At 47.1% G+C, this 26,090-nt stretch carries 42 protein-coding genes; 1 reads left to right on the top strand and 41 read right to left on the bottom strand.

What is annotated here, in order from left to right; all coding sequences use genetic code 11:
• Positions 1-59 precede the first annotated feature (59 nt).
• Positions 60-653, bottom strand: coding sequence for a KinB-signaling pathway activation protein (locus M4D81_RS31090; RefSeq protein ID WP_076326206.1), 594 nt, complete (start codon positions 651-653; stop codon positions 60-62).
• A gap of 238 nt (positions 654-891) precedes the next feature.
• On the opposite strand from M4D81_RS31090, the gene gerD reads away from it, so the two are divergent.
• Positions 892-1,614, top strand: a complete 723-nt coding sequence (gerD, locus tag M4D81_RS31085; RefSeq protein WP_260069238.1) for a spore germination lipoprotein GerD — start codon at positions 892-894, stop codon at positions 1,612-1,614.
• An 82-nt stretch (positions 1,615-1,696) separates the two neighbouring features.
• On the opposite strand, the gene M4D81_RS31080 is transcribed toward gerD, so the two are convergent.
• From M4D81_RS31080 to rpsJ, 40 genes are all read right to left on the bottom strand, one after another.
• A complete protein-coding gene (locus M4D81_RS31080) occupies positions 1,697-2,791 on the bottom strand; it encodes an Mrp/NBP35 family ATP-binding protein (RefSeq protein WP_071221003.1) in 1,095 nt (364 codons plus the stop codon).
• A 63-nt stretch (positions 2,792-2,854) separates the two neighbouring features.
• Complete coding sequence (gene cwlD / locus M4D81_RS31070) at positions 2,855-3,628, bottom strand: N-acetylmuramoyl-L-alanine amidase CwlD (protein WP_260069237.1); 774 nt, start codon at positions 3,626-3,628, stop codon at positions 2,855-2,857.
• A 70-nt stretch (positions 3,629-3,698) separates the two neighbouring features.
• Positions 3,699-4,868 (bottom strand): sulfate adenylyltransferase, encoded by a 1,170-nt coding sequence (gene sat, locus M4D81_RS31065; protein ID WP_260069236.1) that lies wholly within the window; start codon positions 4,866-4,868, stop codon positions 3,699-3,701.
• A 57-nt stretch (positions 4,869-4,925) separates the two neighbouring features.
• Entirely contained in the window at positions 4,926-5,618 is a 693-nt protein-coding gene (locus tag M4D81_RS31060) for a phosphoadenylyl-sulfate reductase (RefSeq protein ID WP_260069235.1), read from the bottom strand.
• Between the two features lie 190 nt (positions 5,619-5,808).
• Positions 5,809-7,458 (bottom strand): MDR family MFS transporter, encoded by a 1,650-nt coding sequence (locus tag M4D81_RS31055; RefSeq protein ID WP_260069234.1) that lies wholly within the window; start codon positions 7,456-7,458, stop codon positions 5,809-5,811.
• Between the two features lie 9 nt (positions 7,459-7,467).
• Positions 7,468-7,920, bottom strand: coding sequence for a MarR family winged helix-turn-helix transcriptional regulator (locus tag M4D81_RS31050; protein ID WP_071221008.1), 453 nt, complete (start codon positions 7,918-7,920; stop codon positions 7,468-7,470).
• A 321-nt stretch (positions 7,921-8,241) separates the two neighbouring features.
• Entirely contained in the window at positions 8,242-8,634 is a 393-nt protein-coding gene (gene rpsI / locus M4D81_RS31045) for a 30S ribosomal protein S9 (protein WP_006212891.1), read from the bottom strand.
• A 20-nt stretch (positions 8,635-8,654) separates the two neighbouring features.
• Positions 8,655-9,092, bottom strand: coding sequence for a 50S ribosomal protein L13 (gene rplM, locus M4D81_RS31040; protein WP_071221009.1), 438 nt, complete (start codon positions 9,090-9,092; stop codon positions 8,655-8,657).
• Between the two features lie 310 nt (positions 9,093-9,402).
• On the bottom strand, positions 9,403-10,185 hold the full coding sequence (gene truA, locus M4D81_RS31035) for a tRNA pseudouridine(38-40) synthase TruA (protein ID WP_260069233.1): 783 nt from the start codon (positions 10,183-10,185) through the stop codon (positions 9,403-9,405).
• A gap of 313 nt (positions 10,186-10,498) precedes the next feature.
• On the bottom strand, positions 10,499-10,864 hold the full coding sequence (rplQ, locus tag M4D81_RS31030; RefSeq protein WP_071221011.1) for a 50S ribosomal protein L17: 366 nt from the start codon (positions 10,862-10,864) through the stop codon (positions 10,499-10,501).
• A 39-nt stretch (positions 10,865-10,903) separates the two neighbouring features.
• A complete protein-coding gene (locus tag M4D81_RS31025) occupies positions 10,904-11,848 on the bottom strand; it encodes a DNA-directed RNA polymerase subunit alpha (RefSeq protein ID WP_260069232.1) in 945 nt (314 codons plus the stop codon).
• A 134-nt stretch (positions 11,849-11,982) separates the two neighbouring features.
• Positions 11,983-12,378: a 30S ribosomal protein S11 gene (gene rpsK / locus M4D81_RS31020; RefSeq protein ID WP_009589209.1), complete on the bottom strand. Its 396-nt coding sequence runs from the start codon at positions 12,376-12,378 to the stop codon at positions 11,983-11,985.
• A gap of 19 nt (positions 12,379-12,397) precedes the next feature.
• Positions 12,398-12,766, bottom strand: coding sequence for a 30S ribosomal protein S13 (gene rpsM / locus M4D81_RS31015; RefSeq protein WP_006212897.1), 369 nt, complete (start codon positions 12,764-12,766; stop codon positions 12,398-12,400).
• A gap of 20 nt (positions 12,767-12,786) precedes the next feature.
• Positions 12,787-12,900: a 50S ribosomal protein L36 gene (gene rpmJ, locus M4D81_RS31010; RefSeq protein ID WP_003333770.1), complete on the bottom strand. Its 114-nt coding sequence runs from the start codon at positions 12,898-12,900 to the stop codon at positions 12,787-12,789.
• A 131-nt stretch (positions 12,901-13,031) separates the two neighbouring features.
• Positions 13,032-13,247, bottom strand: coding sequence for a translation initiation factor IF-1 (infA, locus tag M4D81_RS31005; RefSeq protein WP_006212898.1), 216 nt, complete (start codon positions 13,245-13,247; stop codon positions 13,032-13,034).
• A gap of 2 nt (positions 13,248-13,249) precedes the next feature.
• Positions 13,250-13,555 carry a KOW domain-containing RNA-binding protein gene (locus M4D81_RS31000; protein ID WP_113061149.1) on the bottom strand — a complete coding sequence of 102 codons (306 nt, stop codon included), beginning with the start codon at positions 13,553-13,555 and terminating at the stop codon, positions 13,250-13,252.
• 9 nt (positions 13,556-13,564) lie between these two features.
• Complete coding sequence (gene map, locus M4D81_RS30995) at positions 13,565-14,317, bottom strand: type I methionyl aminopeptidase (RefSeq protein ID WP_006212900.1); 753 nt, start codon at positions 14,315-14,317, stop codon at positions 13,565-13,567.
• A gap of 5 nt (positions 14,318-14,322) precedes the next feature.
• Positions 14,323-14,967, bottom strand: a complete 645-nt coding sequence (locus M4D81_RS30990) for an adenylate kinase (RefSeq protein WP_071221014.1) — start codon at positions 14,965-14,967, stop codon at positions 14,323-14,325.
• A gap of 89 nt (positions 14,968-15,056) precedes the next feature.
• Positions 15,057-16,355, bottom strand: a complete 1,299-nt coding sequence (gene secY / locus M4D81_RS30985; RefSeq protein WP_071221015.1) for a preprotein translocase subunit SecY — start codon at positions 16,353-16,355, stop codon at positions 15,057-15,059.
• Positions 16,355-16,795, bottom strand: a complete 441-nt coding sequence (gene rplO / locus M4D81_RS30980; protein WP_071221016.1) for a 50S ribosomal protein L15 — start codon at positions 16,793-16,795, stop codon at positions 16,355-16,357. Before rplO ends, secY begins: the two co-directional genes overlap by 1 nt.
• A 46-nt stretch (positions 16,796-16,841) precedes the next feature.
• Positions 16,842-17,027: a 50S ribosomal protein L30 gene (gene rpmD, locus M4D81_RS30975; RefSeq protein ID WP_006212904.1), complete on the bottom strand. Its 186-nt coding sequence runs from the start codon at positions 17,025-17,027 to the stop codon at positions 16,842-16,844.
• 12 nt (positions 17,028-17,039) lie between these two features.
• Positions 17,040-17,537, bottom strand: coding sequence for a 30S ribosomal protein S5 (gene rpsE / locus M4D81_RS30970; RefSeq protein WP_009589212.1), 498 nt, complete (start codon positions 17,535-17,537; stop codon positions 17,040-17,042).
• Positions 17,538-17,563: 26 nt separating this feature from the next.
• The gene (rplR, locus tag M4D81_RS30965; protein WP_071221017.1) at positions 17,564-17,932 is read right to left on the bottom strand and encodes a 50S ribosomal protein L18; all 369 of its coding nucleotides are present in this window, start codon (positions 17,930-17,932) and stop codon (positions 17,564-17,566) included.
• A 111-nt stretch (positions 17,933-18,043) separates the two neighbouring features.
• Positions 18,044-18,586: a 50S ribosomal protein L6 gene (gene rplF, locus M4D81_RS30960; protein ID WP_071221018.1), complete on the bottom strand. Its 543-nt coding sequence runs from the start codon at positions 18,584-18,586 to the stop codon at positions 18,044-18,046.
• A gap of 29 nt (positions 18,587-18,615) precedes the next feature.
• On the bottom strand, positions 18,616-19,014 hold the full coding sequence (gene rpsH, locus M4D81_RS30955) for a 30S ribosomal protein S8 (protein WP_006212908.1): 399 nt from the start codon (positions 19,012-19,014) through the stop codon (positions 18,616-18,618).
• Positions 19,015-19,047: 33 nt separating this feature from the next.
• Positions 19,048-19,233 (bottom strand): type Z 30S ribosomal protein S14, encoded by a 186-nt coding sequence (locus M4D81_RS30950; RefSeq protein ID WP_074961883.1) that lies wholly within the window; start codon positions 19,231-19,233, stop codon positions 19,048-19,050.
• A gap of 46 nt (positions 19,234-19,279) precedes the next feature.
• Complete coding sequence (gene rplE, locus M4D81_RS30945) at positions 19,280-19,822, bottom strand: 50S ribosomal protein L5 (RefSeq protein WP_007132558.1); 543 nt, start codon at positions 19,820-19,822, stop codon at positions 19,280-19,282.
• 28 nt (positions 19,823-19,850) lie between these two features.
• Complete coding sequence (rplX, locus tag M4D81_RS30940) at positions 19,851-20,207, bottom strand: 50S ribosomal protein L24 (protein WP_006212910.1); 357 nt, start codon at positions 20,205-20,207, stop codon at positions 19,851-19,853.
• Positions 20,208-20,284: 77 nt separating this feature from the next.
• Positions 20,285-20,653: a 50S ribosomal protein L14 gene (gene rplN, locus M4D81_RS30935; protein ID WP_006212911.1), complete on the bottom strand. Its 369-nt coding sequence runs from the start codon at positions 20,651-20,653 to the stop codon at positions 20,285-20,287.
• Positions 20,654-20,689: 36 nt separating this feature from the next.
• Positions 20,690-20,956: a 30S ribosomal protein S17 gene (rpsQ, locus tag M4D81_RS30930; protein ID WP_009589223.1), complete on the bottom strand. Its 267-nt coding sequence runs from the start codon at positions 20,954-20,956 to the stop codon at positions 20,690-20,692.
• Between the two features lie 45 nt (positions 20,957-21,001).
• A complete protein-coding gene (gene rpmC, locus M4D81_RS30925) occupies positions 21,002-21,199 on the bottom strand; it encodes a 50S ribosomal protein L29 (RefSeq protein ID WP_007132561.1) in 198 nt (65 codons plus the stop codon).
• The gene (rplP, locus tag M4D81_RS30920; RefSeq protein WP_009589221.1) at positions 21,189-21,623 is read right to left on the bottom strand and encodes a 50S ribosomal protein L16; all 435 of its coding nucleotides are present in this window, start codon (positions 21,621-21,623) and stop codon (positions 21,189-21,191) included. The genes rpmC and rplP overlap by 11 nt, the downstream gene beginning before the upstream one ends.
• 2 nt (positions 21,624-21,625) lie before the next feature.
• Positions 21,626-22,291, bottom strand: coding sequence for a 30S ribosomal protein S3 (gene rpsC, locus M4D81_RS30915; protein ID WP_006212915.1), 666 nt, complete (start codon positions 22,289-22,291; stop codon positions 21,626-21,628).
• A 13-nt stretch (positions 22,292-22,304) separates the two neighbouring features.
• Complete coding sequence (rplV, locus tag M4D81_RS30910) at positions 22,305-22,637, bottom strand: 50S ribosomal protein L22 (protein ID WP_015737624.1); 333 nt, start codon at positions 22,635-22,637, stop codon at positions 22,305-22,307.
• Positions 22,638-22,673: 36 nt separating this feature from the next.
• A complete protein-coding gene (rpsS, locus tag M4D81_RS30905; protein WP_006212917.1) occupies positions 22,674-22,949 on the bottom strand; it encodes a 30S ribosomal protein S19 in 276 nt (91 codons plus the stop codon).
• 71 nt (positions 22,950-23,020) lie between these two features.
• Entirely contained in the window at positions 23,021-23,851 is an 831-nt protein-coding gene (gene rplB, locus M4D81_RS30900) for a 50S ribosomal protein L2 (RefSeq protein ID WP_006212918.1), read from the bottom strand.
• 29 nt (positions 23,852-23,880) lie between these two features.
• Positions 23,881-24,174 carry a 50S ribosomal protein L23 gene (gene rplW / locus M4D81_RS30895; RefSeq protein ID WP_006212919.1) on the bottom strand — a complete coding sequence of 98 codons (294 nt, stop codon included), beginning with the start codon at positions 24,172-24,174 and terminating at the stop codon, positions 23,881-23,883.
• Positions 24,174-24,797: a 50S ribosomal protein L4 gene (gene rplD, locus M4D81_RS30890; RefSeq protein ID WP_071221019.1), complete on the bottom strand. Its 624-nt coding sequence runs from the start codon at positions 24,795-24,797 to the stop codon at positions 24,174-24,176. Before rplD ends, rplW begins: the two co-directional genes overlap by 1 nt.
• Before the next feature lie 26 nt (positions 24,798-24,823).
• Complete coding sequence (gene rplC / locus M4D81_RS30885) at positions 24,824-25,447, bottom strand: 50S ribosomal protein L3 (RefSeq protein ID WP_009589211.1); 624 nt, start codon at positions 25,445-25,447, stop codon at positions 24,824-24,826.
• A 41-nt stretch (positions 25,448-25,488) separates the two neighbouring features.
• Positions 25,489-25,797, bottom strand: coding sequence for a 30S ribosomal protein S10 (rpsJ, locus tag M4D81_RS30880; RefSeq protein ID WP_009589214.1), 309 nt, complete (start codon positions 25,795-25,797; stop codon positions 25,489-25,491).
• Positions 25,798-26,090: the final 293 nt, after the last annotated feature.

The following is a 26,090-nucleotide window of genomic DNA, read 5'->3' as shown; positions in this document are numbered from 1 at the left end:
GAGAAACCCTGTACTTTGAAAAAAGTACAGGGTTTCTCGACACTCTGAGAGCTAAGGTGTTAGCTCTTTTTTTCGTCTTGTGTAACTTTATGAAGCGTCAGAATTTGGTATGCATTACAGATGAGCAATGGTACCACCATAAAGATCGTTGCGTTGCTGACTCCAATTTGCAGTACACCGATAATCTCCACAATGGAAATCGCCATCATGAAGAAGAGGGTCGGAATCCATGCATTAGCATTTGTGCTCTTCACTTTGAGATAAGCAACAACAACGGCAATAACCAAAATGGAAATACCTAAAATCAAATCCTGCTGCAGGCTAGTGGATCCGCCGACAAAGGTACGGAAGAACATTAGCTCCAGCAATGCTAGAACAGCCAACACAATCTGAATGTACTGCCAAGTCTTTCGGCGGAATATGCCTATCCCCATATAATTTAAAGTCAGGTACGCAAAAAAGCCCATCTGGGAGTATACGCTCACCAGTGCCCCAGAGCCCAACAAAATCAGCGGGTATATCAATAAATCGGCCATTCCCGTAAATTCGATCGCGCCATTAAACAACTGCAGGATCAGACCTACAATTAATGCCGCCACTGCCCCGACGAGGAGCGTTTTCAAAAACAATTTAGACCACTTTCGTAAGCTCAACTAACTTCCACCCCCACAGATCATTATTTTACCAACGTTCACAATAAAAAACCATTCTGAATCCGACATATTTCTGCAAATCCATCACATACTATGCGAAGAACCGTAAGAAAAACATCGATCGAGCGTACTTCACCAGAGGACCTACCGTAATGCTGCGGATGTTTTTCTTGCGATTATCGAAATTGTTCGGCTTCGCTTATAAATTCAATGATCTTGAAAAAGGAGGACAACGGTAATGAAGTGGCCGTTATTTCGTTTATGTATTATCGTCTTCGTTGCTGCCGTGGTGCTTACCGCTTGTGGTGCAGAACAAAGCTCGTCCCCGCAGCTCGGATATAAAGAAATCAAGTCCATGGTGGTCGACATTCTGAAAACCGACGAAGGAAAAAAAGCGGTAGAGGAAGCGCTGGGCGGCGGATCTGGCGGTTCCTCCGGAAGCGGCGGATCCATGGGGATGCGGATGATGTCCGCCCAGTCCGGGGATCAAATTCGCATGGCCGTTAAGGATACACTGGTATCGGAGGAATATAAGAAGGAAATTGAGAAGATTATGACCGATCCGCAATTCGCGGGTGATTTTGCCAAAGCCATCAATTCCGAGAGCAAGCAGCTGCATATGCAGCTTATCAAAGACCCGACGTATCAAAAAGCGATTCAAGATATGTTAAAATCTCCGGACGTGATGAAATCGTTTCTTGAACTGACCAATACCCCGGATTATCGCAAACAGTCCATGACCGTGATGCAGGAAGCTATGCAGAACCCGCTGTTCCGCATGGAGGTGCTGGAACTGCTTAAAACGGTTGTAAAAGACGAACTTCAGCCTAAAGTGGAGAAGAAAAAAGAAGGCGAAGGACAAGGACAAGAAGAGCAAGGCGGCGGTGGTGAAGGTGGCGGCGAAGGTGGCGAAGGAGAAGAAGGCGGTGAAGGCGGCGGTGGCGGTGGCGGCGGCAGTTAAACAGCACCTCCCCACCTCTCCCATACACATAAACAGGCTCCCTACCAAGGGAGCCTGTTCATTATATGCGTATTGACCGTGTCTAGATGGATTCCTCAAGCTTGGCTGCAATCCTTGCGGCGATTTCATCGTAGATTCCTGCGCTCTCGGTACCTGCCTTATATACCGACGGGGAGAAATCCGGCTCTGAAGGGTGGTTATCCGGCGCTCCCAGCGGAAGCTGCGCGAGCAGCTCGGTATGAAGCGTCTCGGCAAGCTTCCCTCCGCCTCCACGACCAAATACATAATCCTTCTCCCCGCCATGGGAGCAGACATAATAAGACATGTTCTCGACGACGCCTAAGATTTCATGATCGGTCTGCAAGGCCATGGCACCCGCTCTGGCAGCTACAAACGCCGCCGTAGCATGCGGGGTCGTTACGATGATCTCTTTGCTCTGCGGAATCATCTGATGCACGTCCAGCGCCACGTCCCCTGTTCCTGGCGGCAGGTCCAGCAGCATATAGTCCAAATCTCCCCAAGCGACGTCCGTGAAAAATTGACGCAGCATTTTGCCAAGCATCGGTCCGCGCCAAATCACCGGACTATTCTCGCGGATGAAGAAGCCCATGGACATCACCTTGACACCAAAACGCTCAACCGGATGGATGACACCCTCCTCGGTTACGGACGGCCCCTCTTCAATGCCCATCATATCCGGTACGCTGAAGCCATAAATATCGGCATCAATCAAGCCTACCTTCTTGCCTTGCCGAGCCAAAGCTGCAGCTAAATTCACCGTAACGGTGGATTTACCCACGCCGCCTTTGCCGCTTGCAATCGCAATGAAGTGAACGCCGGATTGCTCGCTTAGGAGTTTATTCTGCTCCATGCCGGCAGCATGTCCTTTTGTCAGCTTCTCGCGATCGTTATCTTCCTCCCGGGCTGCTCCGCCAACGGCATTGTCCAGAGGGCGCATGCGGATATGTATATCCTCTGCCCCCATAGCTTCAAGAATTTCTCTGATCTGCGCCTCCAAGGAAGCGCGTACATCTTCACTGCTGTAAGTCACGGATAATCGGACCGTGCGTTCCTTCACAACAATATCTCGAATACGCTGGAGCTCCATTAGGCTCTTCCCGGTTTCGGGATCGCGTAAAGGCTGGAGAATCTCCTGTACCGTTTCTCTAGTCAGCATATAAGCACCTCTGCTCTATGTAATGGAATAGACAATGTTTCGATATTCCTGTCCATTATACCATTACTCTGCAGCTTGTGACGACTCGCTGGCGGACTCTCCGGAGGTATAACGCAAAATGCCATTGTACACAGAGGCTGCGACCTTTCTCTGGTATTTCTCATCACGCAGCAATTCGGATTCCTCCGGATGGGACAAGAAACCGACCTCTACCAAGGCAGAAGGCATGCGCAGGGCTTGAAGCAAAAATATCGTATCATCCGTTTTGGCCAAACGCTGCGTATTCTCCAGGTTATGCCGTATTTCTGCCTGAATCAATTCAGCGAGTTTTTGACTTTCCCCATTATTTGGAGGGAAAAAGGTCTGCGCCCCTCTCCACCGATTGGACGGAATGCTGTTCAGATGCATGCTGATAAACAGATCCGCCTTACTCTCCTCGATCATCCGCACGCGTTGTTTGAGGTCTTCCGTTTTACGCTTGGAATACCCCTTTGTGCTTTCTGCAGCCAGGTCATAGTCTCCTTCTCTTGTCATAATGACGAGTGCGCCAGCCTGCTGTAAATAATCACGCAAATACAAGGCGATGGCCAGGTTTACATCCTTCTCGATGACACCTTGTCGGCTTACCGCCCCGCCATCTGGGCCGCCATGTCCTGCATCAAGGGCAATGACTTTGCCGGCAAGCGGCAAACTCCAGGTGTTCGACGTTTTGGCAGAGGGAATTTCGTATGTTACAACGACAATGAGCAGTGCCAGCAGCACAGCTCCAATCAGGGTTTGCTTGACTCTCTTTAACGATATCCATACCGTAACCTTGTCCGATCTCCGCCTGGACATAACAAAACCACCTCGTCCCATGAGTTGTTCTACTCCATCATATGGGACAAGGTGGCTATTTATGCCTTTGTTAGACCGTAATCTGCTCTTTCATGCCTTCGATTAACACTTGCGCGACTTCGGGGCGCGTAAATTCCGGTGGCGGGCACTGTCCTTCGCGAAGCAAGCCACGAACCTTCGTTCCCGACAAGGTCAGATGAGCCTCCTTCGGATGCGGGCATGTTTTGCTTGAAGCCATGTTTCCGCAAGTGGTGCAGAAGAAGCTGTGCTCAAAGAACAGCGGGGTAATACCCAGCTCTTCTGCAGTGAAATTCTTGAAAATTTCCTGAGCCTCATACGTGCCGTAATAGTCGCCGACTCCTGCGTGATCCCGGCCAACGATAAAATGGGTACAGCCATAGTTTTTCCGAACCATTGCATGAAATATTGCTTCTCTAGGTCCCGCATAACGCATGGCAGCCGGAAATACGCCCAGGAAGGTTCGATCCGCGGGATAGTAGTTCTCCAGCAAGGTCAGATAGCTCTTCATTCGCACATTAGCAGGAACGTCATCCGATTTGGTCTCTCCTACAAGCGGATTGAGGAATAATGCGTCTACGATTTCCATGGCACTCTTCTGAATGTATTCATGTGCACGGTGAACCGGATTACGTGTCTGAAAGCCAACAACTGTATTCCAGCCCTTGGCTTTGAACTGTTCCCGAGTCTCTGCCGGATCAAAATAAAACTCGCTAAATCGTTCCGGCTGCGGACGATTCAGCAATTGGATCGGCCCGCCTACATAGGTTGAAGGACGTTCAAAAAGTTTCTTCACGCCTGGATGCTCCGGATCATCCGTCTTAAATACTTGAACAGCCTCAGCTTGCTGATCCACCTGATAGACGCTCTCTACATCGATAACGCCATAGACGACCCCATCTTCTTCGCCTACAAGTGCGGCCTTCTCGCCGACGGCAAGTTTAGCCGCTGTATGCTCATCAACAGCCAGTGTAACCGGTATGCTCCAGACCGTACCGTCCGCTAAACGCATAGAGGAAACCACAGACTTGTAATCCTGTTCGTTCAAAAATCCTTGCAGTGGCGAAAATGCCCCAACCCCGATCAAATCCAGGTCCGAGATGCTCCAAGCGCTTACGGGGATCTTATGAAGAGTGTCGACCTGTTTCAATAAATCTTCACGTTCTGCTCCTTGGGCTACCCGCTGTACCAGCGTACCGCCATGAGGGAGTATGGCTGTCATGAATAATTCCTCCTTCTTATGCTGTAACTGTACGATCCTAAGTCGATCATGATTCGTTTATTTATGAAGTCCGCATTCCGTCTTCTCATGACCTGACCAGCGTCCAGCACGCGGGTCTTCTCCTGGCATAACCTGTCGTGTGCAATATTCGCAGCCAATGCTCGGATAATTCTGATCATGCAGCGGGTTGTAGATGATCTCGTTAGTTCGGATGTAGTTCCACACTTCCTCGCTAGTCCAGGCCGCAATCGGATTGAACTTCACCAAACCGAACTTGGTATCATATTCAATCTTTTTCGAATTCGCCCGTGTAGGGGCTTGATCTCTTCGTATTCCTGTAATCCAAGCCTCATATTGAGACAGAATCCGGGTCAATGGCTCTACCTTTCGGATATTGCAGCACTCATTTGGGCTGACGCTCCATAATGCTTCACCATGCTGTGCCGCTTGCTCTTCCGGCGTAATGAGCGGAGAGACCCGCACGAATTCCAGGCCATAACGTTCGGCCATACGATCCCGCGTTTCGTACGTTTCCTTGAAGTGAAAATCGGTATCCAGATAAAAAATATCCGTCGACGGGCTAATCTTTTGAATCATGTCCACCAATACCACATCTTCTGCTCCAAAGCTGCAAGCAAACGTTATATTGGGAAATGTCTTGATCGCATATGCGATGACTTCCTCAGCCGATGCATGCTCAAGCTCTTCTGCTTGCACTCGGATCAAATCCTCTTTCTCCAGCAAATTCATGATTGGATGCCTCCCCCGATATTAATCCCGATAATCCTACTGAAATAATATGAATTAAATACAGTATAAAACATTCCTAATAAATGTCAACCATCAAATCGTTACCATGATAAACGAAAAAACCCTTCCTGCATAAGCAGAAAGGGTCTTTTTTCTCTTCGATTTCCAAACATTTTGACAAATACCAATCTTAGTCTGTTGTTGCCACCGATACCTCTTTAGCTCTAGTACCAGCGCCGGCACTCTTCCCTTCCGAGTCCTCGGATTTGGGAGCGGATGCCTGATTCGTCGTTCGCAGCGGAATCTCCTTTAAGAAGAATACGAGCAGCAGCGCGACTACGAGGACTAACGTACCTGTGAGGAACACCATGGACAATGTATTTCCAAGTGCATCGCGGATACTGTCGATCATTTGCGCGAACAAAGGCTGTACATCGGCAGGAAGACTTGCCTGCGTTTGTTCAATCAGCGGTTTATTCATCAGTGTCTGCGGATTAGCGAAGGACAACATCTGCTGTGCCAGCTGCGGATCCACCGAGCTAAAATCCGGTGCATTAGTCGACTGAAGTGCTTCCTTCAAATTCTTCGTCAGGCTGTTCGACATAACCGTTCCCATAACCGCGATCCCGATTGTGCCGCCGAGATTACGGAACAACTGGGATGAAGCCGTTGCTACACCGAGCTCATTGTGGGGTACCGCATTCTGCGTAGCCAGCGAGAATACCGGCATACCCAAACCAAGACCGATACCAAAAATAATGGTACTAACCACAGTAAGCCAAATGTTGTCCATGAACACCATAATGCCCATTCCGACCATCATAATTGGAACTCCAAGAAGTGCGTACCGTTTGTACTTGCCACTTTTAGCAATGAGTTGACCTGCTATAGCACTCGTACCCATCATGAAAATCGACATCGGGATGGTTACATAACCGGCATAGGTTGGTGAGATACCAAGCACACCTTGAACATAGAAGGAAATATAAATCATGGCACCCATCAGACCAAAATTCATAAAAAATCCAATCAGATTAGAAACCGTAACGACACTATTTTTGAACAAACTAAGTGGCAATACCGGTTCCTTCGCCTTCATCTCTACCAAGATAAAGATAAAAGCTGATACGACTGAAGCTGCGATGAGACCAATAATCTGCGGTGATCCCCAAGCATATTCCGTACCTGCCCAAGAAAAGGCCAGCAGTAAAGGAACGATGGACGTTGTAAGGAATAAGGAACCCAAATAGTCAATAGACTGGCCAAGCTTGCGTTCAACCTTCGGAAACAATGTCCAAATCATGATGAAGGCAACTACACCCAGCGGCAGGAAGATCCAGAATAACCAACGCCATTCGATGTGATCGACCAGATATCCGCCAAGCGTAGGACCAAGGACACTGGAAAAACCGAATACCGCGGTCATCAGCCCCATCCATTTGCCACGTTCGCGCGGTGGAAATAAGTCCCCGACCGACATAAATGCGGTCGATTGGATAATACCGGCACCTATACCTTGAATACCGCGATAAATAATGAATTGATATACGTCTGTTGATGTACCCGTCAGGAAAGCCCCTAACATGAAAAATAATATACCTATCAAAATAAACGGCTTACGTCCGAACATGTCGGACAGCTTACCCACCAATATCGTTGCGATCGTTGATGTTAACAAATAAATATTGATGGTCCATGTATAATAGTCCATACCATCAAGAATGGCGATAATCCGCGGCATTGCGGTGCTCGTTATCGTCTGGTTAATGGCTGCGAAGAACATCGCAGCCATGATCGCAATCATAATTGAAACTTTACGTTTAAGCGTTAAATGCTCCATGCTCCACCTCTACCCGTTGTTGTGATTGTCTTTATCTATGTTTGACAGCATCAAGGAGAAGATTCTTCTCAAATGCTGAATGTCTTCCTCAGAGAGAAAATTGAAAAACCCCTGAATCATTTCCTTCTGATCCTTCTTCACTTTCCTAATTACATCTAGACCCGGTTCCAAGAGAGTGATGTTGACAACTCTCCGGTCATCCTCGGCACGCTCTTTCTGCAAGTATCCTTCCGCAACCAATTTATCCGTTAGGCCGGTTATAGCCGGCGGTGTTAAAGACAAAGCTTCGGCAAGCTCCGATACCTTCAGCGGCCCTCGCAGCTTTAATACATACAGCACCTGAAATTGTGGAAAGCTTAAGTTGTACTTCCCGGCGCTCGACTTGTTCCATTCCTGATGAATGTTCTTCAGTAGTGCCCGGAACATCGACGACACCTTAAAAATCTCTTCATTGCGATCCAACCATATCCTCCCCTTCTCTGCTCCGAAAATTACTTATTTAATTAATGATTAAATATTAATTATTTAAGTACTTAATTAATTCGCAATTAATAATATATCTCTATTTACATATCAAGTCAAGTGGTTAACGATGTAAGATCATCCCTATCTACATCCATCTATCCGCAGGTTGTGCACATCATGTGAACAACCGGTTCTAGATTTGACCAACGAAATCCAAGTGAATTGTCCATCCTGTGAATATCTTTGTGGACAACCGCTTTCTCTAAACATAAAAAAGCCCTTGACCATAATGGCCAAGGGCTTGGTAAGTCGCAAATATTAACGCTTGGAGAACTGAGGCGCGCGACGAGCTGCTTTAAGACCGTATTTCTTACGCTCTTTCATACGAGGGTCGCGAGTCAGGAATCCAGCTCTTTTCAGAGAAGGACGGAATTCTGGATCTGCTTTCAGAAGAGCACGGGAGATACCGTGACGGATTGCTCCAGCTTGACCGGAGATGCCGCCACCGTGAGCGATGACAAGCACGTCATATTTGCCCAGTGTTTCTGTCAGATTCAAAGGTTGTTTAACGATCAGCTTGAGTGTTTCCAAACCGAAGTATTCATTAATATCACGTTTATTGATGACAATGCGTCCTTCACCCGGTACGAGGCGTACACGTGCTACCGAGTGTTTACGACGACCTGTCCCATAGTATTGTACTTGTGCCATGAAACTGTCCTCCTTTTTAATTAACCGCGAAGTTCGTAAGCTTCTGGTTTTTGTGCTTCATGTGGATGTGCTGTGCCTGCATATGCTTTCAGTCTCAGCTTCATTTTCTCGCCCATGCGAGTTTTAGGAAGCATGCCGTGAACCGCGCTTTCGATTACACGCTCTGGGTATTTCGCAATCAGGTCTTGAGCTGTAGTTACTTTCAATCCACCTGGATGCAGGGAGTGACGATAGTATTTTTTGTTCTCCATCTTTTTGCCAGTGAGGTGGATTTTCTCGGCGTTGATAACAACCACGAAATCCCCTGTGTCAACATGTGGAGTGAATTGAGGCTTATGTTTGCCGCGGATCAGAGCCGCAACTTCACTTGCCAAACGGCCAAGCGTCTTGCCTTCGGCATCAACGATGTACCATTTGCGCTCAACTTCATTTGGCTTCGCCATATAGGTGGTACGCATGTATAGTTCCTCCTTGTATTCGTCCGAAAATCATCATTAATTTTCATTATTTATCTTCATTCATGTTTAAAGCATTGTCATGGTGTTGCAGTCTTGCATTCGGCATTTTCTTAACCGGGGCTGTGGGAGAGCCGTTAAGAAAACACAACTTATATAATACAGGATTACGCCCACTTCCGCAAGTGTTTTTTGATTTTCCACCTTACACCATGCGTGTTATTCTAACAAGTCGCCCATCACATCCAGAAGCGATTTCTTTCTTCTTTATGTGATCGCCATACCTGTGGTCTGATAGCGACCGGCATTAAGGTTAATCCTTACCGGCGAGATCATACTCCACTTCCCATAACATCAGGCCCTTGCCCATGGCTGTTGGACCGGCTGCTGCCCGGTTTTTGGCTTCCAGTATGACCAACATGTCATCCGGATGGCGCTTGCCTTCCCCTACCTCAATCAACGTCCCCATAATGATCCGAACCATATGCTGCAGAAACCCGTTCCCGGATACGTACGTATGAATGACTCCTTGATCTCTCGTGCCTGGACGGCACATGGACGTATCCTTCTCGATCCATGCATCAAAAATAGTACGAACGTGAGACGGCTTCGTCGACTTCCGTGACGCAAACGTTGTATAGTCATGCGTTCCGATCAGATGAGAAAGTCCCTGCTCCATGGCTGCGATATCCAGTTTCCCATGATGATGGATCTGGTACCGCCGATTGAATAGATCCGGATATTGGTTTGCATTGATGGTAAAACGATAGGTTTTGCGTTTCGCTGCGTGGCGGGAATGGAATTCCATCGGTACCTCCATCGCATCCGAAACCACGATATCTTCCGGCAGCCAGGTGTTTAATGCCATACACCAACGCTCAACGGGAATTGGAGAAGCTGTGAAGAAATTGAATACTTGGGCACGAGCATGCACCCCAGCATCTGTCCGGCCAGAAGCCGTAATCTTGAGCTGTTCACCAGACAAACGGCGGATCGCTTCCTCCAAATAGTCCTGAATCGTGTGGCCACCGGGCTGGGTCTGAAAGCCGTTATAATCGGTACCGTCGTAACTGACCTTCATCAGAAGATTACGCATTGCTGACCTCCTGAGTATAGCGGAAGTTTTCTTTCGATTATAGAGTGCCATCAGCTTCGCTGATAACTTATACATTCTACATCCATCAAAAAAAGAGCCCCATAGGAGCTCCTTTTCATCATGTTAAGCCGAACCCTTCGAGTCAGCCACATGACTAGAAGGTCCCCGTTATTGTTGCCCATGGAGTAGTCGAGACGAGTCGAACCAGATGATCGACTATATCTCGCACCACTTCCCGTTCATGGCTCCAAGAATAAACATCTACAGAGCCGGGCATACATAACTACAGTCACTTCAATGGAACAAAGCTATATTACGCGCGATCTACCAGTTCCAAGTAAACCATTGGAGCTGCGTCACCACGACGAGGTCCCAGTTTCAGGATACGAGTGTATCCGCCTGGACGCTCGGAGTAACGAGGAGCGATTTCGGAGAACAATTTTTGAATTGCATCTTGTTCACCGTCTACTGTTTCACGACGCACGAATGCAGCTACTTGACGACGAGCGTGAAGATCACCTTTTTTTGCTTTTGTGATCAACTTCTCAGCGATCGAACGAACTTCTTTCGCTTTGGCTTCAGTCGTTTGAATGCGCTCATATAAGAAAAGGTCGGTTACCAGGTCACGGAACAACGCTTTACGCGCACTGGAATCGCGGCCCAACTTTTGGTATGCCATGTGTTTTTCCCTCCTTTGCTAAGCTAAGCCGAATCTATGCTATTCTTCCGTACGAAGTCCCAGGCCCAACTCTTCAAGCTTCTCTTGTACTTCCTCCAAGGATTTGCGTCCGAGGTTCCGGACTTTCATCATATCCTCTTCGGTTTTCGTGGTCAGCTCTTGTACCGTATTAATGCCGGCACGTTTCAAGCAGTTGTAGGAACGAACGGAAAGATCCAGCTCTTCGATCGTCATTTCAAGCACTTTTTCTTTCTTGTCTTCTTCTTTCTCAACCATGATCTCAGCATCCTTCGCTTCGTCGGTCAGACCTACGAAGAGGAAGAGATGCTCAGTCAAGATTTTCGCGCCGAGACTAACAGCTTCTTCCGGGCGGATGCTGCCATCCGTCCAAATTTCAAGCGTCAGTTTATCGTAGTTGGTTACTTGACCAACACGCGTATTTTCCACACCGTAGTTAACACGGCTAATCGGAGTATAGATCGAATCGACGGGAATGACGCCGATAGGCTGGTCATCGCGTTTGTTCCGATCCGCCTGGACATAGCCACGACCGCGACTGGCAAAAATACGCATATGAAATCTTGCACCAGGGCCGAGCGTTGCAATATGAAGATCTGGATTCAGAATCTCCACATCACTATCCGCACGGATGTCACCAGCAGTAACAACCCCTTCACCCTCCGCATCAATCTCGAACACTTTCTCTTCATCGGAATGAATTTTCAGAGACAAAGCTTTCAGGTTCAGGATGACCTCGGTCACGTCTTCCATGACACCCGGAATCGTGGAAAATTCATGCAGTACGCCATCGATTTGAATCGATGTGACTGCAGCTCCCGGTAGTGAGGATAACAAGATGCGGCGAAGCGAGTTCCCCAGCGTCGTGCCATACCCTCTCTCCAGAGGCTCAACAACGAATTTCCCATAGGTTCCATCTTCATTGACATCAACGGTCTCAATTTTCGGCTTTTCGATTTCAATCACGCAAGTACCCCTCCTTCAAACGTCGCTCCTATATGAAACTGTCATCTTATCCAGTAATCCATGTAGTAGTATGCCTAAACAACCATTATTAGCAGATTGCAACGGATTTATACCACATTAACAGGATGACTTCATTATACGCGACGACGTTTTGGTGGGCGGCATCCGTTATGTGGAATTGGTGTAACGTCTTTGATCAGGTTGACTTCGAGACCTGCTGCTTGCAGAGAACGAATTGCTGCTTCACGACCAGCACCAGGACCTTTAACCATTACTTCCACCGCTTTCATACCGTGTTCCATAGCCGCTTTGGCAGCTGTTTCAGCAGCCATTTGCGCAGCGAACGGGGTCGACTTACGGGAACCTTTAAATCCAAGGCCGCCGGAGCTTGCCCAAGAAATCGCGTTTCCGTGAGGATCCGTAATCGTTACGATTGTATTGTTGAATGTGGAGCGGATATGAGCCACGCCACTTTCAATATTTTTGCGGTCACGACGTTTAGTACGTACGACTTTTTTTGGTTTAGCCATTGTCTATTATCCCCCTTTCTTATTTCTTCTTGTTCGCTACGGTACGACGAGGACCTTTACGTGTACGAGCATTCGTTTTAGTACGTTGACCACGAACAGGCAATCCACGACGGTGACGAATACCGCGGTAGCAGCCGATCTCCGTGAGACGTTTAATATTTAAGGAAATTTCACGACGCAGGTCACCTTCTACCTTAACCATACCATCGATCGTTTCGCGCAATTTGCTGACTTCATCTTCTGTCAAATCACGGACACGAGTGTCTGCATTGATTCCAGTTTCTTTCAGTACTTTCTGGGAAGTCGTTTTACCGATTCCGAAAATGTAAGTCAAGGCGATCTCAACGCGTTTGTCACGTGGCAAATCCACACCAGCTATACGAGCCATTTTACGCTACACCCCCTTCTTTAACCTTGTTTTTGTTTGTGTTTCGGATTTTCACAGATAACCATTACGTTCCCTTTGCGGCGAATGACTTTGCATTTTTCGCAAATAGGCTTTACAGAAGGTCTTACCTTCATGCTAATTACCTCCTCCAAGTTTTACGTTGTAAAACCAGCTTCGAAACTAAAGTAGTTTGTTACCGCTGCTGAGTTTTACGTCAGTAAAACCGCTTCGCAGCTTTCCTTAATTCCCCAGGGGAACCTTGAATCTATTTACGGTACGTGATACGACCTTTGGTTAAATCATACGGCGAGAGTTGAACAACCACTTTGTCTCCTGTAAGGATACGGATAAAGTGCATCCGCAGCTTTCCGGAAACATGAGCGAGAATTTGATGACCATTCTCCAGCTCGACTTTAAAGGTAGCATTCGGCAACGGCTCAATAACCGTTCCTTCGACTTCAATGACATCTTCTTTAGCCACAGTTAGTCTCCTTTCTGATCTGCCTTGGATTTATCGGATACAAACCGGTCCAGTGCGAAACGCAGCTTACCGTTTGTAACCCGACCGCTTTCTTGCAAACTGTTTACCACTTCACTGCTAATGTAGGATTGAGGTTCAAGATGAAGAACATTCTTCTTCTTGGCCCCGTCAAACTTGCGTTTGTCCCCATCCGCGATCCACACGAACCTGCTGTCCTCAATCGAAACGATAACGGCATACTGTCCGGCATCTCTGCCTTTCAGTATCTTAACAATCTGCCCGGGCTGAAGCGTGACTTCATTATTCATGTTATCACCCTATTCCGGCAGCTTCGTCAAAATTTCCATGCCATCCGGCGTGACTGCTACCGTATGCTCGAAGTGAGCACATAGTGAGCCGTCTACCGTTACAACCGTCCAGTTGTCTTCCAGCGTCTTGACGTTCCGCTTACCCGCATTGACCATCGGCTCAATCGCGAGCACCATGCCCGGTTTGAGTCTTGGTCCGCGGTCAGGGATGCCATAGTTCGGAATTTGCGGATCCTCATGCAGATCGGTACCCACACCATGACCAACGTATTCCCGGACGACAGAGAAACCTGCATCCTCGATATGACGCTGTATGGCATGAGAGATTGTAAACAAGCGGACATCGGGTTTGATTAGTGCAAGTCCAGCATAGAGCGATCCTTCCGTTACGTCCAGCAGACGCTGGGCCTCTTCGGAAATCTCTCCTACAGCGTAGGTCCATGCCGAGTCACCATGGTAACCCTGGTACTGTGCACCGATATCAAACGTAACGATATCGCCCTCGATTAATTTGCGTTTGCCTGGAAATCCATGCACCAATTCTTCGTTGACTGATGCGCAAATGCTGGAAGGAAATCCGTTGTAGCCTTTAAAAGATGGCACAGCGCCTTGGCTTCGAATGAACTTGTCGGCCATAAGGTCAAGTTCCCCGGTCGTAATGCCCGGTTCTACATGAGCTGCAAGGAGTTTGTGGCATTCCGCCACGATCCTTCCTGCTTCTCTCATCAAGCTCAGTTCCGTTTCGGATTTACAAATGATCATTATACTTAACCTCTCAGTATAGACGCAATTTGTGTTGAAACCGCGTCGATTTCCTGATCACCATCGATTTGACGCAAAAGACCTTTGTTCTCATAAAACGTGAGGAGTGGTGCTGTTTTGTTGATATATTCGTCTAAACGAATGCCGACGCTCTCTTCGTTATCATCGGAGCGCTGGTACAATTCGCCGCCGCATTTATCACAAATGCCTTCCTGTTTAGGAGGATTAAAGATCACATGATAAGTCGAACCACAGTTTTTGCAAATCCGGCGGCCGGTAAGGCGAGCCAGAAGCTTTTCCCGATCAACTTTCAGGTTGATGACATGATCGAGACCAGTATTCAAGCGGGCGAGAATCTCATCCAGCGCTTCCGCTTGCGAAAGGGTTCTTGGAAAACCGTCCAATAAAAAACCTTTTTCGCAATCGGACTGCTGCAGACGCTCTTCCACAATACCAATCGTTACGTCATCCGGTACCAGCAGACCCTGATCCATGAATTCCTTCGCTTTAATCCCGATGGGAGTTCCTTGTTTGATCGCGAGACGAAATGCATCGCCCGTTGAAATATGAGGAATACCGAATTCATTCACGATGTTTTCTGCTTGCGTCCCTTTTCCTGCCCCAGGAGGACCCATGAATAAGATGTTCACCTTACGTCACTCCCTCCCCTTGATTGACTAGCAAGAACAACACAATAGGCGCCGGGAAGCGATACAGACCACTCGCCGGAACCTATCGCCTATTTATTGATAAAACCTTTGTAATGACGTTTGATCAGTTGGCTTTCGATCTGCTTCATCGTATCCAGTGCAACACCGACCACGATCAAGAGGGACGTACCACCAATCTGAACCGTACGCGGAAGACCTGCAAGTGATCCAAAGAACACCGGAAGTACGGAGATCACGGCCAGGAACAGAGCTCCTGTCATGGTCAGACGGGTCATAACCCGGGTCAGATACTTCTCGGTAGCTTTACCAGGACGAATGCCCGGAACATAGCCGCCGTTCTTCTTCATATTATCAGCCATTTGGTTCGGGTTCATCTGCACGAAGGTGTAGAAGAACGTGAAACCAATGATCATGAGCACATACAGTACCATTCCAAGCGGGCTGTCATAAGCCAGATTCTCCGTAACCCATTTTGCCCAACTCTGGTGAGCCCAGAAGCTGGCAAGGATAACCGGGAACTGCAAGAGTGACATCGCAAAGATTACCGGAATAACGCCTGCTCCGTTAATCTTGAGTGGAATGTGTGTATTCTGTCCGCCGTACATTTTGTTTCCTACAACACGCTTCGCGTATTGAACCGGAATCTTACGGATACCTTGCTGAATGAATACAACACCGGTAATGATCAGAACCAAAATCAGCAGGATGATGACACCCTTCAGAATGTTCATAAACACTTGACCATCCTGAATGAAGTTCGATTCGATCGTTGTCCGAATGTGCATCGGGATACCAGCAGCGATACCTGCAAAGATAATGATCGAAATACCGTTACCGATTCCGCGTTCCGTAATCTGTTCACCGAGCCACATCAAGAATGATGTCCCTGCGGTAAGCACAATTGCGATCACGATAAAGTCGATAGTGGTTGCTCCAGGCACCATATCCATGCCATACAGGCGGTTAAACCCAATAGACATCGCTAACGCCTGGATCAAACCCAATATTACCGTACCATAACGAGTAATTTGAGCCAACTGTTTCTTCCCGTGTTCCCCTTGTTTGTTCCATTCCGCAAACTTTGGAATGACGTCCATCGACAGCAACTGTACGATAATGGACGCAGTAATATATGGAAATATCGAAAGGGCGAAGATCGAAAACTGTGATAGTGCGCCCCCCGAGAACGTGTTAAGAAGACCGAACAACTCATTGCCTGTCTGATTCGTCTGGGTAAAAACCTCTTTGTTAACACCGGGAACCGGAACAAAGGATCCAATACGGAAGATGATCAGAACGAATAAGGTGAACAAAATACGCTTGCGAAGGTCATCCACACGCCATATATTTTTCAGGGTCTTAAACATTAGATCACCTCGGTTTTACCGCCGGCAGCCTCGATCTTCTCTACCGCAGATTGAGAAAACTTAGTAGCTTTTACAGTCAAAGAAACGGTAACTTCACCGTTGCCAAGAATTTTGATTCCGCTCTTTGTATTGTTAACAATACCGCTCTCAACCAAAACTTCTGGAGTCACTTCAGTACCTGCTGCAAAGCTGTTAAGTTCTTCGATGTTCACAATCGCGTACTCTTTCCGAGTTGGGTTTACGAAACCGCGCTTCGGAAGACGACGATACAATGGGTTCTGTCCACCTTCGAAGCCTGGACGTACACCACCGCCGGAACGAGAGTTTTGTCCTTTGTGACCGCGACCCGACGTTTTACCCGTGCCGCTACTAGTACCGCGTCCAACGCGCTTGCGCTCTTTGCGGGATCCAGGTGCTGGGCTCAGCTCATGTAACTTCATCGTTCGTTGCACCTCCTTAATATGTCCGGGAATAAACTGCCCGGGATTAACCTTCGATTTCTTTAACAGAAACCAGGTGATTTACTTTCTTGATCATTCCGCGAATTGCAGCATTGTCGCTTTGAACCACGGAATGGTTGATTTTGCGAAGTCCGAGTGTTTTCACGGTTGCACGCTGATCCTCTGGACGACCAATCACGCTGCGTACGAGGGTGATTTCAAGTTTAGCCATGAGATTCCCTCCTTAACCCAACAGCTCTTCGACGGATTTGCCGCGAAGCTTGGCAACATCTTCAACACGCTTCAGGCGGGACAACCCTTCCAAAGTCGCATTGACCATGTTCATGGAGTTCGAAGAACCTAGAGATTTTGTCAAAATGTCGCCTACGCCAGCCAGTTCAAGTACTGCACGAACCGGTCCGCCAGCGATAACCCCAGTACCTTCAGATGCCGGCTTCAACAATACTCGGCCTGCTCCGAAGTGACCTGTTACGAGGTGAGGAATAGTTGTTCCAACAAGTGGAATGTGAATCAGGTTTTTCTTAGCATCTTCAATACCTTTGCGGATTGCATCCGGTACTTCGCCTGCTTTACCGATACCTGCTCCTACCCAACCTTTGCCATCACCGACAACTACCAGTGCACTAAAGCTAAAGCGACGTCCGCCTTTTACAACTTTAGCAACGCGGTTAATGTTTACTACTCTTTCAGTCAGTTCTAAAGTGTTAGGATCTACACGCAAGTCGTTTACCTCCTTTTGAAAATATCTTAGAATTCAAGGCCTGCCTCGCGAGCTGCCTCTGCAAGTGCTTGAATACGTCCATGATACAAGTATCCACCACGATCGAATACGATCACTTTGTAACCTTTGTCTGCAGCACGTTTTGCAACGAGTTCGCCGACTTTACGAGCGGATTCAACGCTTCCGCCGTTCTTGATGTCGTTAGCCAGTTCTTTATCCAGCGTAGAAGCTGATGCCAAAGTCACGCCAGCCACGTCGTCGATCAATTGAGCATAGATGTGTTTCGAAGAACGGAACACGTTCAGACGTGGACGTTCTGCTGTGCCTTGGATTTTCTTACGGACACGCAGGTGTCTTTTCAGACGAGCTTTGTTCTTGTCTTGTTTCGTGATCATGCTTCCATTTCCTCCCTTCAGTTTTGCCTTAAAAGCTTCACTTTTAGACGCATCGGGTAAGTATGGGAGAAGAAGTAAGTTATCCACCAGGTGAATCCCCGGTTAGCTAACTTATTTCTTCTTACCAGCTTTACCTTCCTTACGGATAATGCGTTCACCTTCGTATTTAATACCTTTACCTTTGTATGGCTCAGGCTCACGTACGGAACGAATCTTAGCAGCGTATGCACCTACGCGCTCTTTATCGATACCACGAACCGTGATTTTTGTGTTTGCCGGTACGTCGAACTCGATACCTGGCTCCGGTGTAATTTCAACTGGGTGGGAGTAACCCACGTTCAGAACGATTTTATCTCCGGATTTGCTTGCACGGTATCCGACACCTACCAACTCAAGGTTTTTCGAGAATCCTTCAGTTACACCGTTGACCATATTCGAGACAACGCTGCGGGTCGTGCCGTGAAGAGAGCGATGTGTTTTGTTGTCGGAAGGACGAACAACATTGATCTCGTTGTTTTCTACTGTAATTTGCATGTCTTTATGCAGTTCACGAGTCAAGGTACCTTTAGGTCCTTTAACAGTGATTACAGTGTTATCCAGTGTGACTTCCACACCGTTTGGAATAGCAATTGGTTTACGACCAATACGGGACATTCATTACACCTCCTATCTTGTGACGTTGATTACCATACGTAGCAGAGAACTTCTCCGCCAGCTTTGGATTGACGAGCTTCTTTGTCGGTCATAACTCCCTTAGACGTGGAGATGATCGCAATACCCAAACCACCAAGTACGCGAGGTACTTCGTTGCTCTTCGTGTAAACGCGAAGACCTGGTTTGCTGATTCTTTTCAGACCTGTGATTACACGCTCGTTGTTGGAACCATATTTCAGGAATACACGAATGATCCCTTGTTTATTGTCTTCCACAAACTCTGCATCACGGATGAAGCCTTCACGCTTCAAAATGTCAGCGATTTGTTTTTTAATCGTCGAAGCAGGCATTTCTACTGTTTCGTGGCGAACCGTGTTCGCGTTACGAATACGAGTTAGCATATCTGCAATTGGATCGGACATAGTCATGTAGGATAAACCTCCTTCCCGTTTATAAACTTCTTACCAGCTTGCTTTTTTCACGCCAGGAATCTGGCCTTTATAAGCTAATTCACGGAAACAAATTCTGCAAATTTTAAACTTCTGCAGTACCGAATGTGGGCGACCACAACGTTCACAACGGGTATATGCCCGTACTTTGTATTTCGGTGTACGTTGTTGTTTAACTTTCATCGAAGTTTTTGCCACTTAGCCTGACACCTCCTAAATAGTTTCGGAGAAAAGGACAACCGTCTTATTTCGCGAAAGGCATGCCCAGTTGAGCAAGCAGTTCACGGGATTCTTCGTCGGTTTTGGCAGTCGTTACGATAACGATATCCATACCGCGAACTTTATCCACTTTGTCATACTCAATTTCAGGGAAAATGAGTTGCTCTTTCAGACCGAGCGTATAGTTACCGCGTCCGTCAAATGCTTTGGTGGACACGCCTTGAAAGTCACGTACACGTGGAAGTGTAACGTTGAACAGCTTGTCGAGGAAGTAGTACATACGCTCACCGCGCAGTGTTACCTTCACACCGATAGGCATGTTCTCACGCAGTTTGAATCCCGCGATGGATTTCTTCGCACGGGTGATAACCGGTTTTTGACCAGCAATCAGCTGCATGTCGTTCACAGCGGAATCAAGCACCTTCGAGTTAGCTACAGCGTCACCTACACCCATGTTGATGACAACCTTCTCGATTTTTGGTACTTGCATTACTGTCTTATAGCTAAACTTCTGCATCAGAGCAGGAGTTACTTCGTTCAAAAAACGTTCTTTCATTCTTGCTGCCATGATTCAAGGACCTCCTTTCTAAACCGTCTTATTTATCGATAACTTCTCCGGATCTTTTTGCTACGCGAACTTTTTTACCGTTGTCCAGTACTTTGTAACCGATACGGGTTACTTTTCCGCTCTTCGGATCAACGTGCATAACGTTCGATACATGGATCGGAGCTTCCTTCTCGATGATACCGCCTTGTGGGTTCATTTGGTTTGGCTTCTGGTGCTTCTTAATCATGTTCACACCTTCAACCAAAACACGATTTTCACGAGGGTACGCTGCGATGACACGGCCTTTTTTGCCTTTGTCTTTACCGCTGATGACGATAACTGTATCATCTTTTTTCACGTGCAGTTTGTTGCTATGGGATTCCAGAACTTTTTTCACTTTAGGCATTCGTTACACCTCCTATGACTAGCCAGTTCAACTATTTATCGGGTTCCCGAAAAGTTACGTCACTTTTTGGGGTGTTATTAGATTACTTCCGGAGCCAAGGAAACGATTTTCATGTAGTCTCTTTCGCGAAGTTCGCGAGCAACTGGTCCGAAAATACGAGTTCCGCGTGGGCTTCTGTCGTCTTTAACAACAACAGCTGCATTCTCGTCAAATGAGATGTAAGATCCGTCTTTACGACGTACAGAACGTTTCGTACGAACGACTACCGCTCTTACTACATCACCCTTTTTGACAACGCCGCCTGGTGTTGCTTGTTTGACGGAACATACGATCAAATCACCGATTTGAGCTGTACGACGACCAGTACCACCCAATACGCGGATACACATCAGTTCCTTCGCACCGGAGTTGTCAGCAACAGCTAAACGTGTAAATGGTTGAATCATTTAAATTTCCTCCTTCCATCAAAAACTGATCATATCTTAGATGATAACCGCTTTTTCAACCACTTCTACCAATCTCCAGCGCTTGTCTTTGGAGAGCGGACGAGTTTCCATGATTTTAACGGTATCTCCGATTTGAGCTTGATTGTTCTCATCATGCGCTTTAAATTTTTTCGTGTATTTAATGCGTTTGTGATACAAGTCATGCTTCTTATAAGTTTCAACAGCTACAACAATGGTTTTATCCATTTTATCGCTGACAACTTTACCAATTTGCACTTTACGAGCATTGCGTTCTTCGCTCATTTGTTAGCCTCCTTCCTGAATACAGAACAGCGAGTTTCTGTTTCATTAACTAATCCCAAGTTCTCTTTCACGGATAACGGTTTTAGCACGAGCTATTTCTTTGCGAACGTCACGGATCCGAGTCGGGTTGTCAAGCTGGCCTGTGGCCAATTGAAAACGGAGGTTAAAGAGTTCCTCTTTAAATCCGGCGATTTTTTGCTCGATTTCTGCAGTGGTTAAGTTGCGCAGTTCATTAGCTTTCATTTGCTTCACCACCCACTTCTTCTCGTTTCACAAACTTCGTTTTAACAGGCAGCTTGTGAGCGGCGAGACGCATCGCTTCGCGGGCGATTTCCTCGGACACGCCTCCAAGTTCAAACATGATCTTGCCTGGTTTTACAACGGCAACCCATTTCTCAACGTTACCTTTACCGCTACCCATCCGCACTTCGAGAGGCTTTTGAGTAATCGGCTTATCTGGGAAAATCTTAATCCATACTTTACCGCCACGACGAATGTAACGAGTCATCGCGATACGAGCAGCCTCGATCTGACGGTTCGTGATCCAGCCTGGTTCTGTAGCTTGCAGACCGAATTCGCCGAAGTTCAGTTCAGTACCGCCTTTAGCTTGACCTCTCATATGGCCGCGCTGTTGTTTGCGGTGTTTTACACGTTTTGGTACCAACATGATTAGTTGCCTCCTTCCTGAGCAGCTTGTTTCTTAGCCGTAGGAAGAACCTCTCCACGATAGATCCATACTTTCACGCCGATACGGCCGTAAGTCGTATGCGCTTCTGCTGTACCATAGTCGATGTCTGCACGAAGCGTATGAAGTGGAACAGTTCCTTCACTGTAGCCTTCCGTACGAGCAATCTCGGCTCCGCCAAGACGTCCGCTGACCGATGTTTTAATCCCTTTTGCTCCAGAGCGCATAGTTCTTTGAATCGCTTGTTTCAGCGCACGACGGAAAGATACACGACGTTCCAGCTGTTGTGCAATGCTTTCAGCAACAAGAATAGCGTCCAGTTCAGGGTTTTTGATTTCAGAAATGTTGATGTGAACTTTTTTACCGCCGGCAATTTTAGTCACTTGTCCGCGCAGTACTTCTACTTCGGAACCACCTTTACCGATAACCATACCTGGCTTCGCAGTGTGGATCGTCACGTTCACACGATTAGCCGCTCTCTCGATTTCGATACGGGATACAGCGGAGTCTTTCAATTTATTTTTCAGGTATTCACGGATTTTCACGTCTTCCAGCAAAAGATCACCGAAGTCTTTGCCTGCATACCATTTGGATTCCCAATCACGGATAATACCGATACGGAGTCCTACTGGATTTACCTTTTGGCCCACACGTTTTCCCTCCTTATTTTTCAGCTACCACCAAAGTAATGTGGCTGGTGCGTTTATTGATCCGGCTTGCACGTCCCATCGCACGCGGGCGGAAACGTTTCATAGTCGGTCCCTGGTTGACATAAGCTTGCGTCACAACCAATTTAGTTACATCCAAAGAGTAGTTATGCTCAGCGTTAGCGATAGCCGAGTTCAAAAGCTTCTCAACAACCGGAGATGCAGCTTTCGGAGTGTGACGAAGAATAGCGATCGCTTCGCCAACTTGCTTACCGCGGATCAAGTCAACAACGAGTTGAGCTTTACGAGGAGCAATACGAATCGATCTAGCATGTGCTTTTGCTTCCATATGTTTAACCTCCTCTCAAACAAAGAGCTTCATTAATTATCTTCTTGTTTTCTTATCATCTTCATGACCTTTGTAAGTACGAGTTGGAGCGAACTCACCCAACTTGTGTCCTACCATGTCCTCTGTTACATATACAGGTACATGTTTACGGCCATCGTATACTCCGAACGTGTGACCGATAAATTGCGGGAAAATAGTGGAGCGGCGGGACCAGGTTTTGATCACAGCCTTTTTGCTTGCGGCGTTCATGTCCTCCACTTTTTTGAGCAGATATCCGTCAATAAAAGGTCCTTTTTTCAAACTACGGCTCATATTGAAATCCTCCCTTCACCAAATTGTCTCGTTACCTTCGAGCCTGTCACGAAGTTATGCACAATCGCGCATTACTTCGTGCGGCGGCGAACGATATATTTGTCAGAAGCTTTACCTTTTTTACGTGTTTTGTAACCAAGGGTTGGTTTACCCCATGGAGACATAGGCGATTTACGTCCGATTGGAGCGCGGCCTTCACCACCACCGTGAGGGTGATCGTTAGGGTTCATGACGACACCACGTACTTCAGGACGTTGTCCAAGCCAGCGGCTACGACCCGCTTTACCGATTTTGATCAACTCATGGTCTTGGTTACCCACAGAACCGATAGTTGCACGGCAAACTTTCAGGATGCGACGAACTTCACCGGAAGAAAGACGAACAGTTACGTACTTATCTTCTTTACCGAGAAGCTGAGCTTCTGTACCAGCAGCACGAACCAATTGTCCGCCTTTACCTGGTTTCAACTCGATGTTATGGATAACGGTACCTACCGGAATGTTTTCCAGTGGAAGTGCGTTACCGATCTTGATGTCAGCACCTACTCCAGATACTACTTGGTCTCCAACTTTCAGACCTTTAGGAGCGATGATATAACGCTTTTCACCATCTACATAGTGAATCAGAGCGATGTTGGAAGTACGGTTCGGGTCGTATTCGATTGTAGCAACGCGACCTGGAATGCCGTCTTTATTCCGTTTGAAGTCAATGATACGGTATTTACGCTTATGTCCGCCGCCATGGTGACGAACCGTAATTTTACCTTGGTTGTTACGGCCAGCTGTTTTGCTCAGCGGAGCCAAGAGCGATTTTTCCGGCTGATTCGTGGTGATTTCTTCGAAAGTCGACACGGACATGTTGCGTCGAGCCGGGGATGTCGGTTTATACTTTTTAATAGGCACTGAATTTTCCCTCCTTACTTAAGAAATTCTTATTCAACCGATTCAAAGAACTCGAGCGGTTTGCTGTCTGGAGCCAAAGTCACGATTGCCTTTTTCCATTCGGTTGTGTAACCGGAATAACGGCCATAACGCTTTGGTTTAGCAGGAACACGCATCGTATTCACGTTCGATACTTTAACTTTAAAAATAGATTCGACAGCTTGCTTGATCTCGGTCTTGTTAGCACGGATATCCACTTCAAAAGCATATTTCAGCTCTGCCATGTAGTCAGCCGTACGTTCCGTGATCACCGGGCGCTTGATTATATCGCGTGGGTCTTTCATTACGCGAGCACCTCCTCTACCTTCTGAACTGCTTCCTTCGTAATGATCAGTTGATCGTACGACAGTACGTCAAGAACATTAATGCCGTCAGCCGCTACGAATTTCACACCAGGAATATTACGAGCGGAAAGGGCTACATTATCATCATAGCTTGGAGCAACGATCAGAGCTTTACGGCCAACTTTCAGGTTGCTAAGAATGTTAGCAAACTCTTTTGTTTTTGGCGCATTCAGCGTCAATTGATCCAATACGATAATCGCGTTGTCAATCACTTTGGAAGACAATGCGGATTTGATAGCCAAACGACGAACTTTCTTAGGAAGTTTAAATGTGTAGCTGCGCGGAGTTGGTCCAAATACCACACCGCCGCCTTTCCATTGTGGAGAACGGATCGAACCTTGACGAGCACGGCCAGTACCTTTTTGTTTCCAAGGCTTACGTCCGCCGCCGCGTACTTCAGAACGTCCTTTTACTTTGTGGGTACCACGACGAAGCGAAGCGCGCTGCAACAATACTGCGCTGTGCAATACGTGTGCGTTCGGCTCGATGCCGAATACAGCTTCATTCAATTCTACTTCGCCAACTTGGCTACCGCTGACATTATAAAGTGCTACTTTAGGCATTGTTTGTTCCTCCTTTCTTTAGGCGATTATTTCTTCACCGTTTCTTTGATTTGAACGAAACCTTTTTTTGGTCCAGGAATGGAGCCTTTTACAAGGATTACGTTACGCTCTGCATCGACTTTAACAACTTCGAGCTTTTGAATCGTAACTGTCTCATTGCCCATGTGACCTGGCAGACGCTTTCCTTTAGGAACACGGTTTGCCTGGATCGAACCCATGGAACCTGGTCTACGGTGATAACGGGAACCGTGAGACATTGGTCCGCGGCTTTGGCCCCAACGCTTGATTACACCTTGGAAACCTTTACCCTTGGAAATACCCGTTACGTCAACAAATTCGCCTTCTGCGAAGACATCAGCCTTCAGCTCTTGTCCAACCTCGACACTCGCGAGGTCAACACCGCGAATTTCGCGAACGTAGCGCTTAGGCGCAGTGTTTGCTTTTTTCGCATGGCCTGCTTCTGGTTTGTTAGATCTGTTCTCTTTCTTATCAGAGAAACCGACTTGAATCGCTTCGTATCCGTCGTTTTCCAGATCTTTCTTTTGAAGAACAACACAAGGACCTGCTTCGATAACCGTTACAGGAATTACAACACCCTCAGGGGTAAACACTTGAGTCATTCCGAGCTTTCTACCTAAGATACCTTTCATGTTGACACCTCTTTTCTCTTCTCTAATTCATTATGCAATGCTTACAGTTTGATTTCGATATCTACACCGGACGGCAGGTCCAAGCGCATCAAGGCATCCACAGTTTGTGGAGTCGGGTTCACGATGTCGATCAAGCGTTTATGTGTACGCATTTCGAACTGTTCCCGAGAATCCTTATACTTGTGCACCGCACGGAGAATGGTAATTACTTGTTTCTCAGTTGGCAGCGGGATCGGACCGGATACACCAGCACCCGAACGTTTTGCTGTCTCAACAATTTTCTCAGCGGATTGATCAAGAACTCTGTGGTCGTATGCTTTCAAGCGAATACGAATTTTTTGCTTTGCCATTTTATTCCCTCCTTCTATCGCCCAATTTGGTATCGGACATACTCCGCGAAAATTTTCCAACCACCTGCCTCATGGCAAAGGGGCCGGGTGTGTCGGTAACCTCTCGCATCATCGCAACGTCGCAGAACAACATTCACTATTATATATAAAAGATAGGCGTATTGCAAGCACTAATTCATAATTAATATGCATTTGCATCATTAACCGAAAGTTGCAGGACTTGGTTAATAGATTCCGTCGCTTCAGCATATCATATTGTACCGAGTTATCTCTTCTATATAATAGATTGTTCC

Origin of the sequence: Paenibacillus sp. p3-SID867 (assembly GCF_025142895.1) — a bacterium.
Classification (GTDB): Bacteria; Bacillota; Bacilli; order Paenibacillales; family Paenibacillaceae; genus Paenibacillus_AQ.
The sequence above is the reverse complement of the archived record's forward strand: the minus strand, read 5'-3'. Positions and strand labels throughout refer to the sequence as shown.

Bases quoted from the DNA above. Each gene is read 5' to 3' on its own strand.
- rplP (WP_009589221.1), bottom strand. From the start codon at position 21,623: ATGTTGGTACCAAAACGTGTAAAACACCGCAAACAACAGCGCGGCCAT.
- rpsQ (WP_009589223.1), bottom strand. From the start codon at position 20,956: ATGAGCGAAGAACGCAATGCTCGTAAAGTGCAAATTGGTAAAGTTGTC.
- rplX (WP_006212910.1), bottom strand. From the start codon at position 20,207: ATGCCTAAAGTGAAAAAAGTTCTGGAATCCCATAGCAACAAACTGCAC.
- M4D81_RS31080 (WP_071221003.1), bottom strand. From the start codon at position 2,791: ATGCTGACTAGAGAAACGGTACAGGAGATTCTCCAGCCTTTACGCGAT.
- rpsS (WP_006212917.1), bottom strand. From the start codon at position 22,949: ATGAGCCGTAGTTTGAAAAAAGGACCTTTTATTGACGGATATCTGCTC.
- rplD (WP_071221019.1), bottom strand. From the start codon at position 24,797: ATGCCTAAAGTAGCACTTTATAATGTCAGCGGTAGCCAAGTTGGCGAA.
- rplN (WP_006212911.1), bottom strand. From the start codon at position 20,653: ATGATTCAACCATTTACACGTTTAGCTGTTGCTGACAACTCCGGTGCG.
- rplR (WP_071221017.1), bottom strand. From the start codon at position 17,932: ATGATCACGAAACAAGACAAGAACAAAGCTCGTCTGAAAAGACACCTG.
- rplQ (WP_071221011.1), bottom strand. From the start codon at position 10,864: ATGGCATACCAAAAGTTGGGCCGCGATTCCAGTGCGCGTAAAGCGTTG.
- sat (WP_260069236.1), bottom strand. From the start codon at position 4,868: ATGACAGCCATACTCCCTCATGGCGGTACGCTGGTACAGCGGGTAGCC.
- rpsK (WP_009589209.1), bottom strand. From the start codon at position 12,378: ATGGCTAAACCAAAAAAAGTCGTACGTACTAAACGTCGTGACCGCAAA.
- rplC (WP_009589211.1), bottom strand. From the start codon at position 25,447: ATGAAAGGTATCTTAGGTAGAAAGCTCGGAATGACTCAAGTGTTTACC.
- rpmD (WP_006212904.1), bottom strand. From the start codon at position 17,027: ATGGCTAAACTTGAAATCACCCTCGTACGCAGCGTGATTGGTCGTCCA.
- rplF (WP_071221018.1), bottom strand. From the start codon at position 18,586: ATGTCCCGTATTGGTCGTAAACCAATTGCTATTCCAAACGGTGTGGAA.
- rpsM (WP_006212897.1), bottom strand. From the start codon at position 12,766: ATGGCTCGTATAGCTGGTGTGGATTTGCCACGTGACAAACGCGTTGAG.
- cwlD (WP_260069237.1), bottom strand. From the start codon at position 3,628: ATGTCCAGGCGGAGATCGGACAAGGTTACGGTATGGATATCGTTAAAG.
- rplE (WP_007132558.1), bottom strand. From the start codon at position 19,822: ATGGCAGCAAGAATGAAAGAACGTTTTTTGAACGAAGTAACTCCTGCT.
- M4D81_RS31060 (WP_260069235.1), bottom strand. From the start codon at position 5,618: ATGAATTTGCTGGAGAAAGAGGATTTGATCCGAGTGCAAGCAGAAGAG.
- M4D81_RS31000 (WP_113061149.1), bottom strand. From the start codon at position 13,555: ATGAATAATGAAGTCACGCTTCAGCCCGGGCAGATTGTTAAGATACTG.
- rplO (WP_071221016.1), bottom strand. From the start codon at position 16,795: ATGAAGTTACATGAGCTGAGCCCAGCACCTGGATCCCGCAAAGAGCGC.
- rpsJ (WP_009589214.1), bottom strand. From the start codon at position 25,797: ATGGCAAAGCAAAAAATTCGTATTCGCTTGAAAGCATACGACCACAGA.
- rpmC (WP_007132561.1), bottom strand. From the start codon at position 21,199: ATGAAAGCTAATGAACTGCGCAACTTAACCACTGCAGAAATCGAGCAA.
- rpsI (WP_006212891.1), bottom strand. From the start codon at position 8,634: ATGGCACAAGTACAATACTATGGGACAGGTCGTCGTAAACACTCGGTA.
- map (WP_006212900.1), bottom strand. From the start codon at position 14,317: ATGATCATTTGTAAATCCGAAACGGAACTGAGCTTGATGAGAGAAGCA.
- M4D81_RS31055 (WP_260069234.1), bottom strand. From the start codon at position 7,458: ATGGAGCATTTAACGCTTAAACGTAAAGTTTCAATTATGATTGCGATC.
- rpmJ (WP_003333770.1), bottom strand. From the start codon at position 12,900: ATGAAGGTAAGACCTTCTGTAAAGCCTATTTGCGAAAAATGCAAAGTC.
- rpsH (WP_006212908.1), bottom strand. From the start codon at position 19,014: ATGACTATGTCCGATCCAATTGCAGATATGCTAACTCGTATTCGTAAC.
- rplW (WP_006212919.1), bottom strand. From the start codon at position 24,174: ATGAAAGACCCACGCGATATAATCAAGCGCCCGGTGATCACGGAACGT.
- gerD (WP_260069238.1), top strand. From the start codon at position 892: ATGAAGTGGCCGTTATTTCGTTTATGTATTATCGTCTTCGTTGCTGCC.
- secY (WP_071221015.1), bottom strand. From the start codon at position 16,355: ATGTTTAAGACCCTGAAAAATATATGGCGTGTGGATGACCTTCGCAAG.
- rplM (WP_071221009.1), bottom strand. From the start codon at position 9,092: ATGCGTACCACCTATATGGCGAAGCCAAATGAAGTTGAGCGCAAATGG.
- truA (WP_260069233.1), bottom strand. From the start codon at position 10,185: ATGCGTAATCTTCTGATGAAGGTCAGTTACGACGGTACCGATTATAAC.
- rplV (WP_015737624.1), bottom strand. From the start codon at position 22,637: ATGGAAGCAAAAGCACATGCTAGATCGATTCGTATTGCTCCTCGTAAA.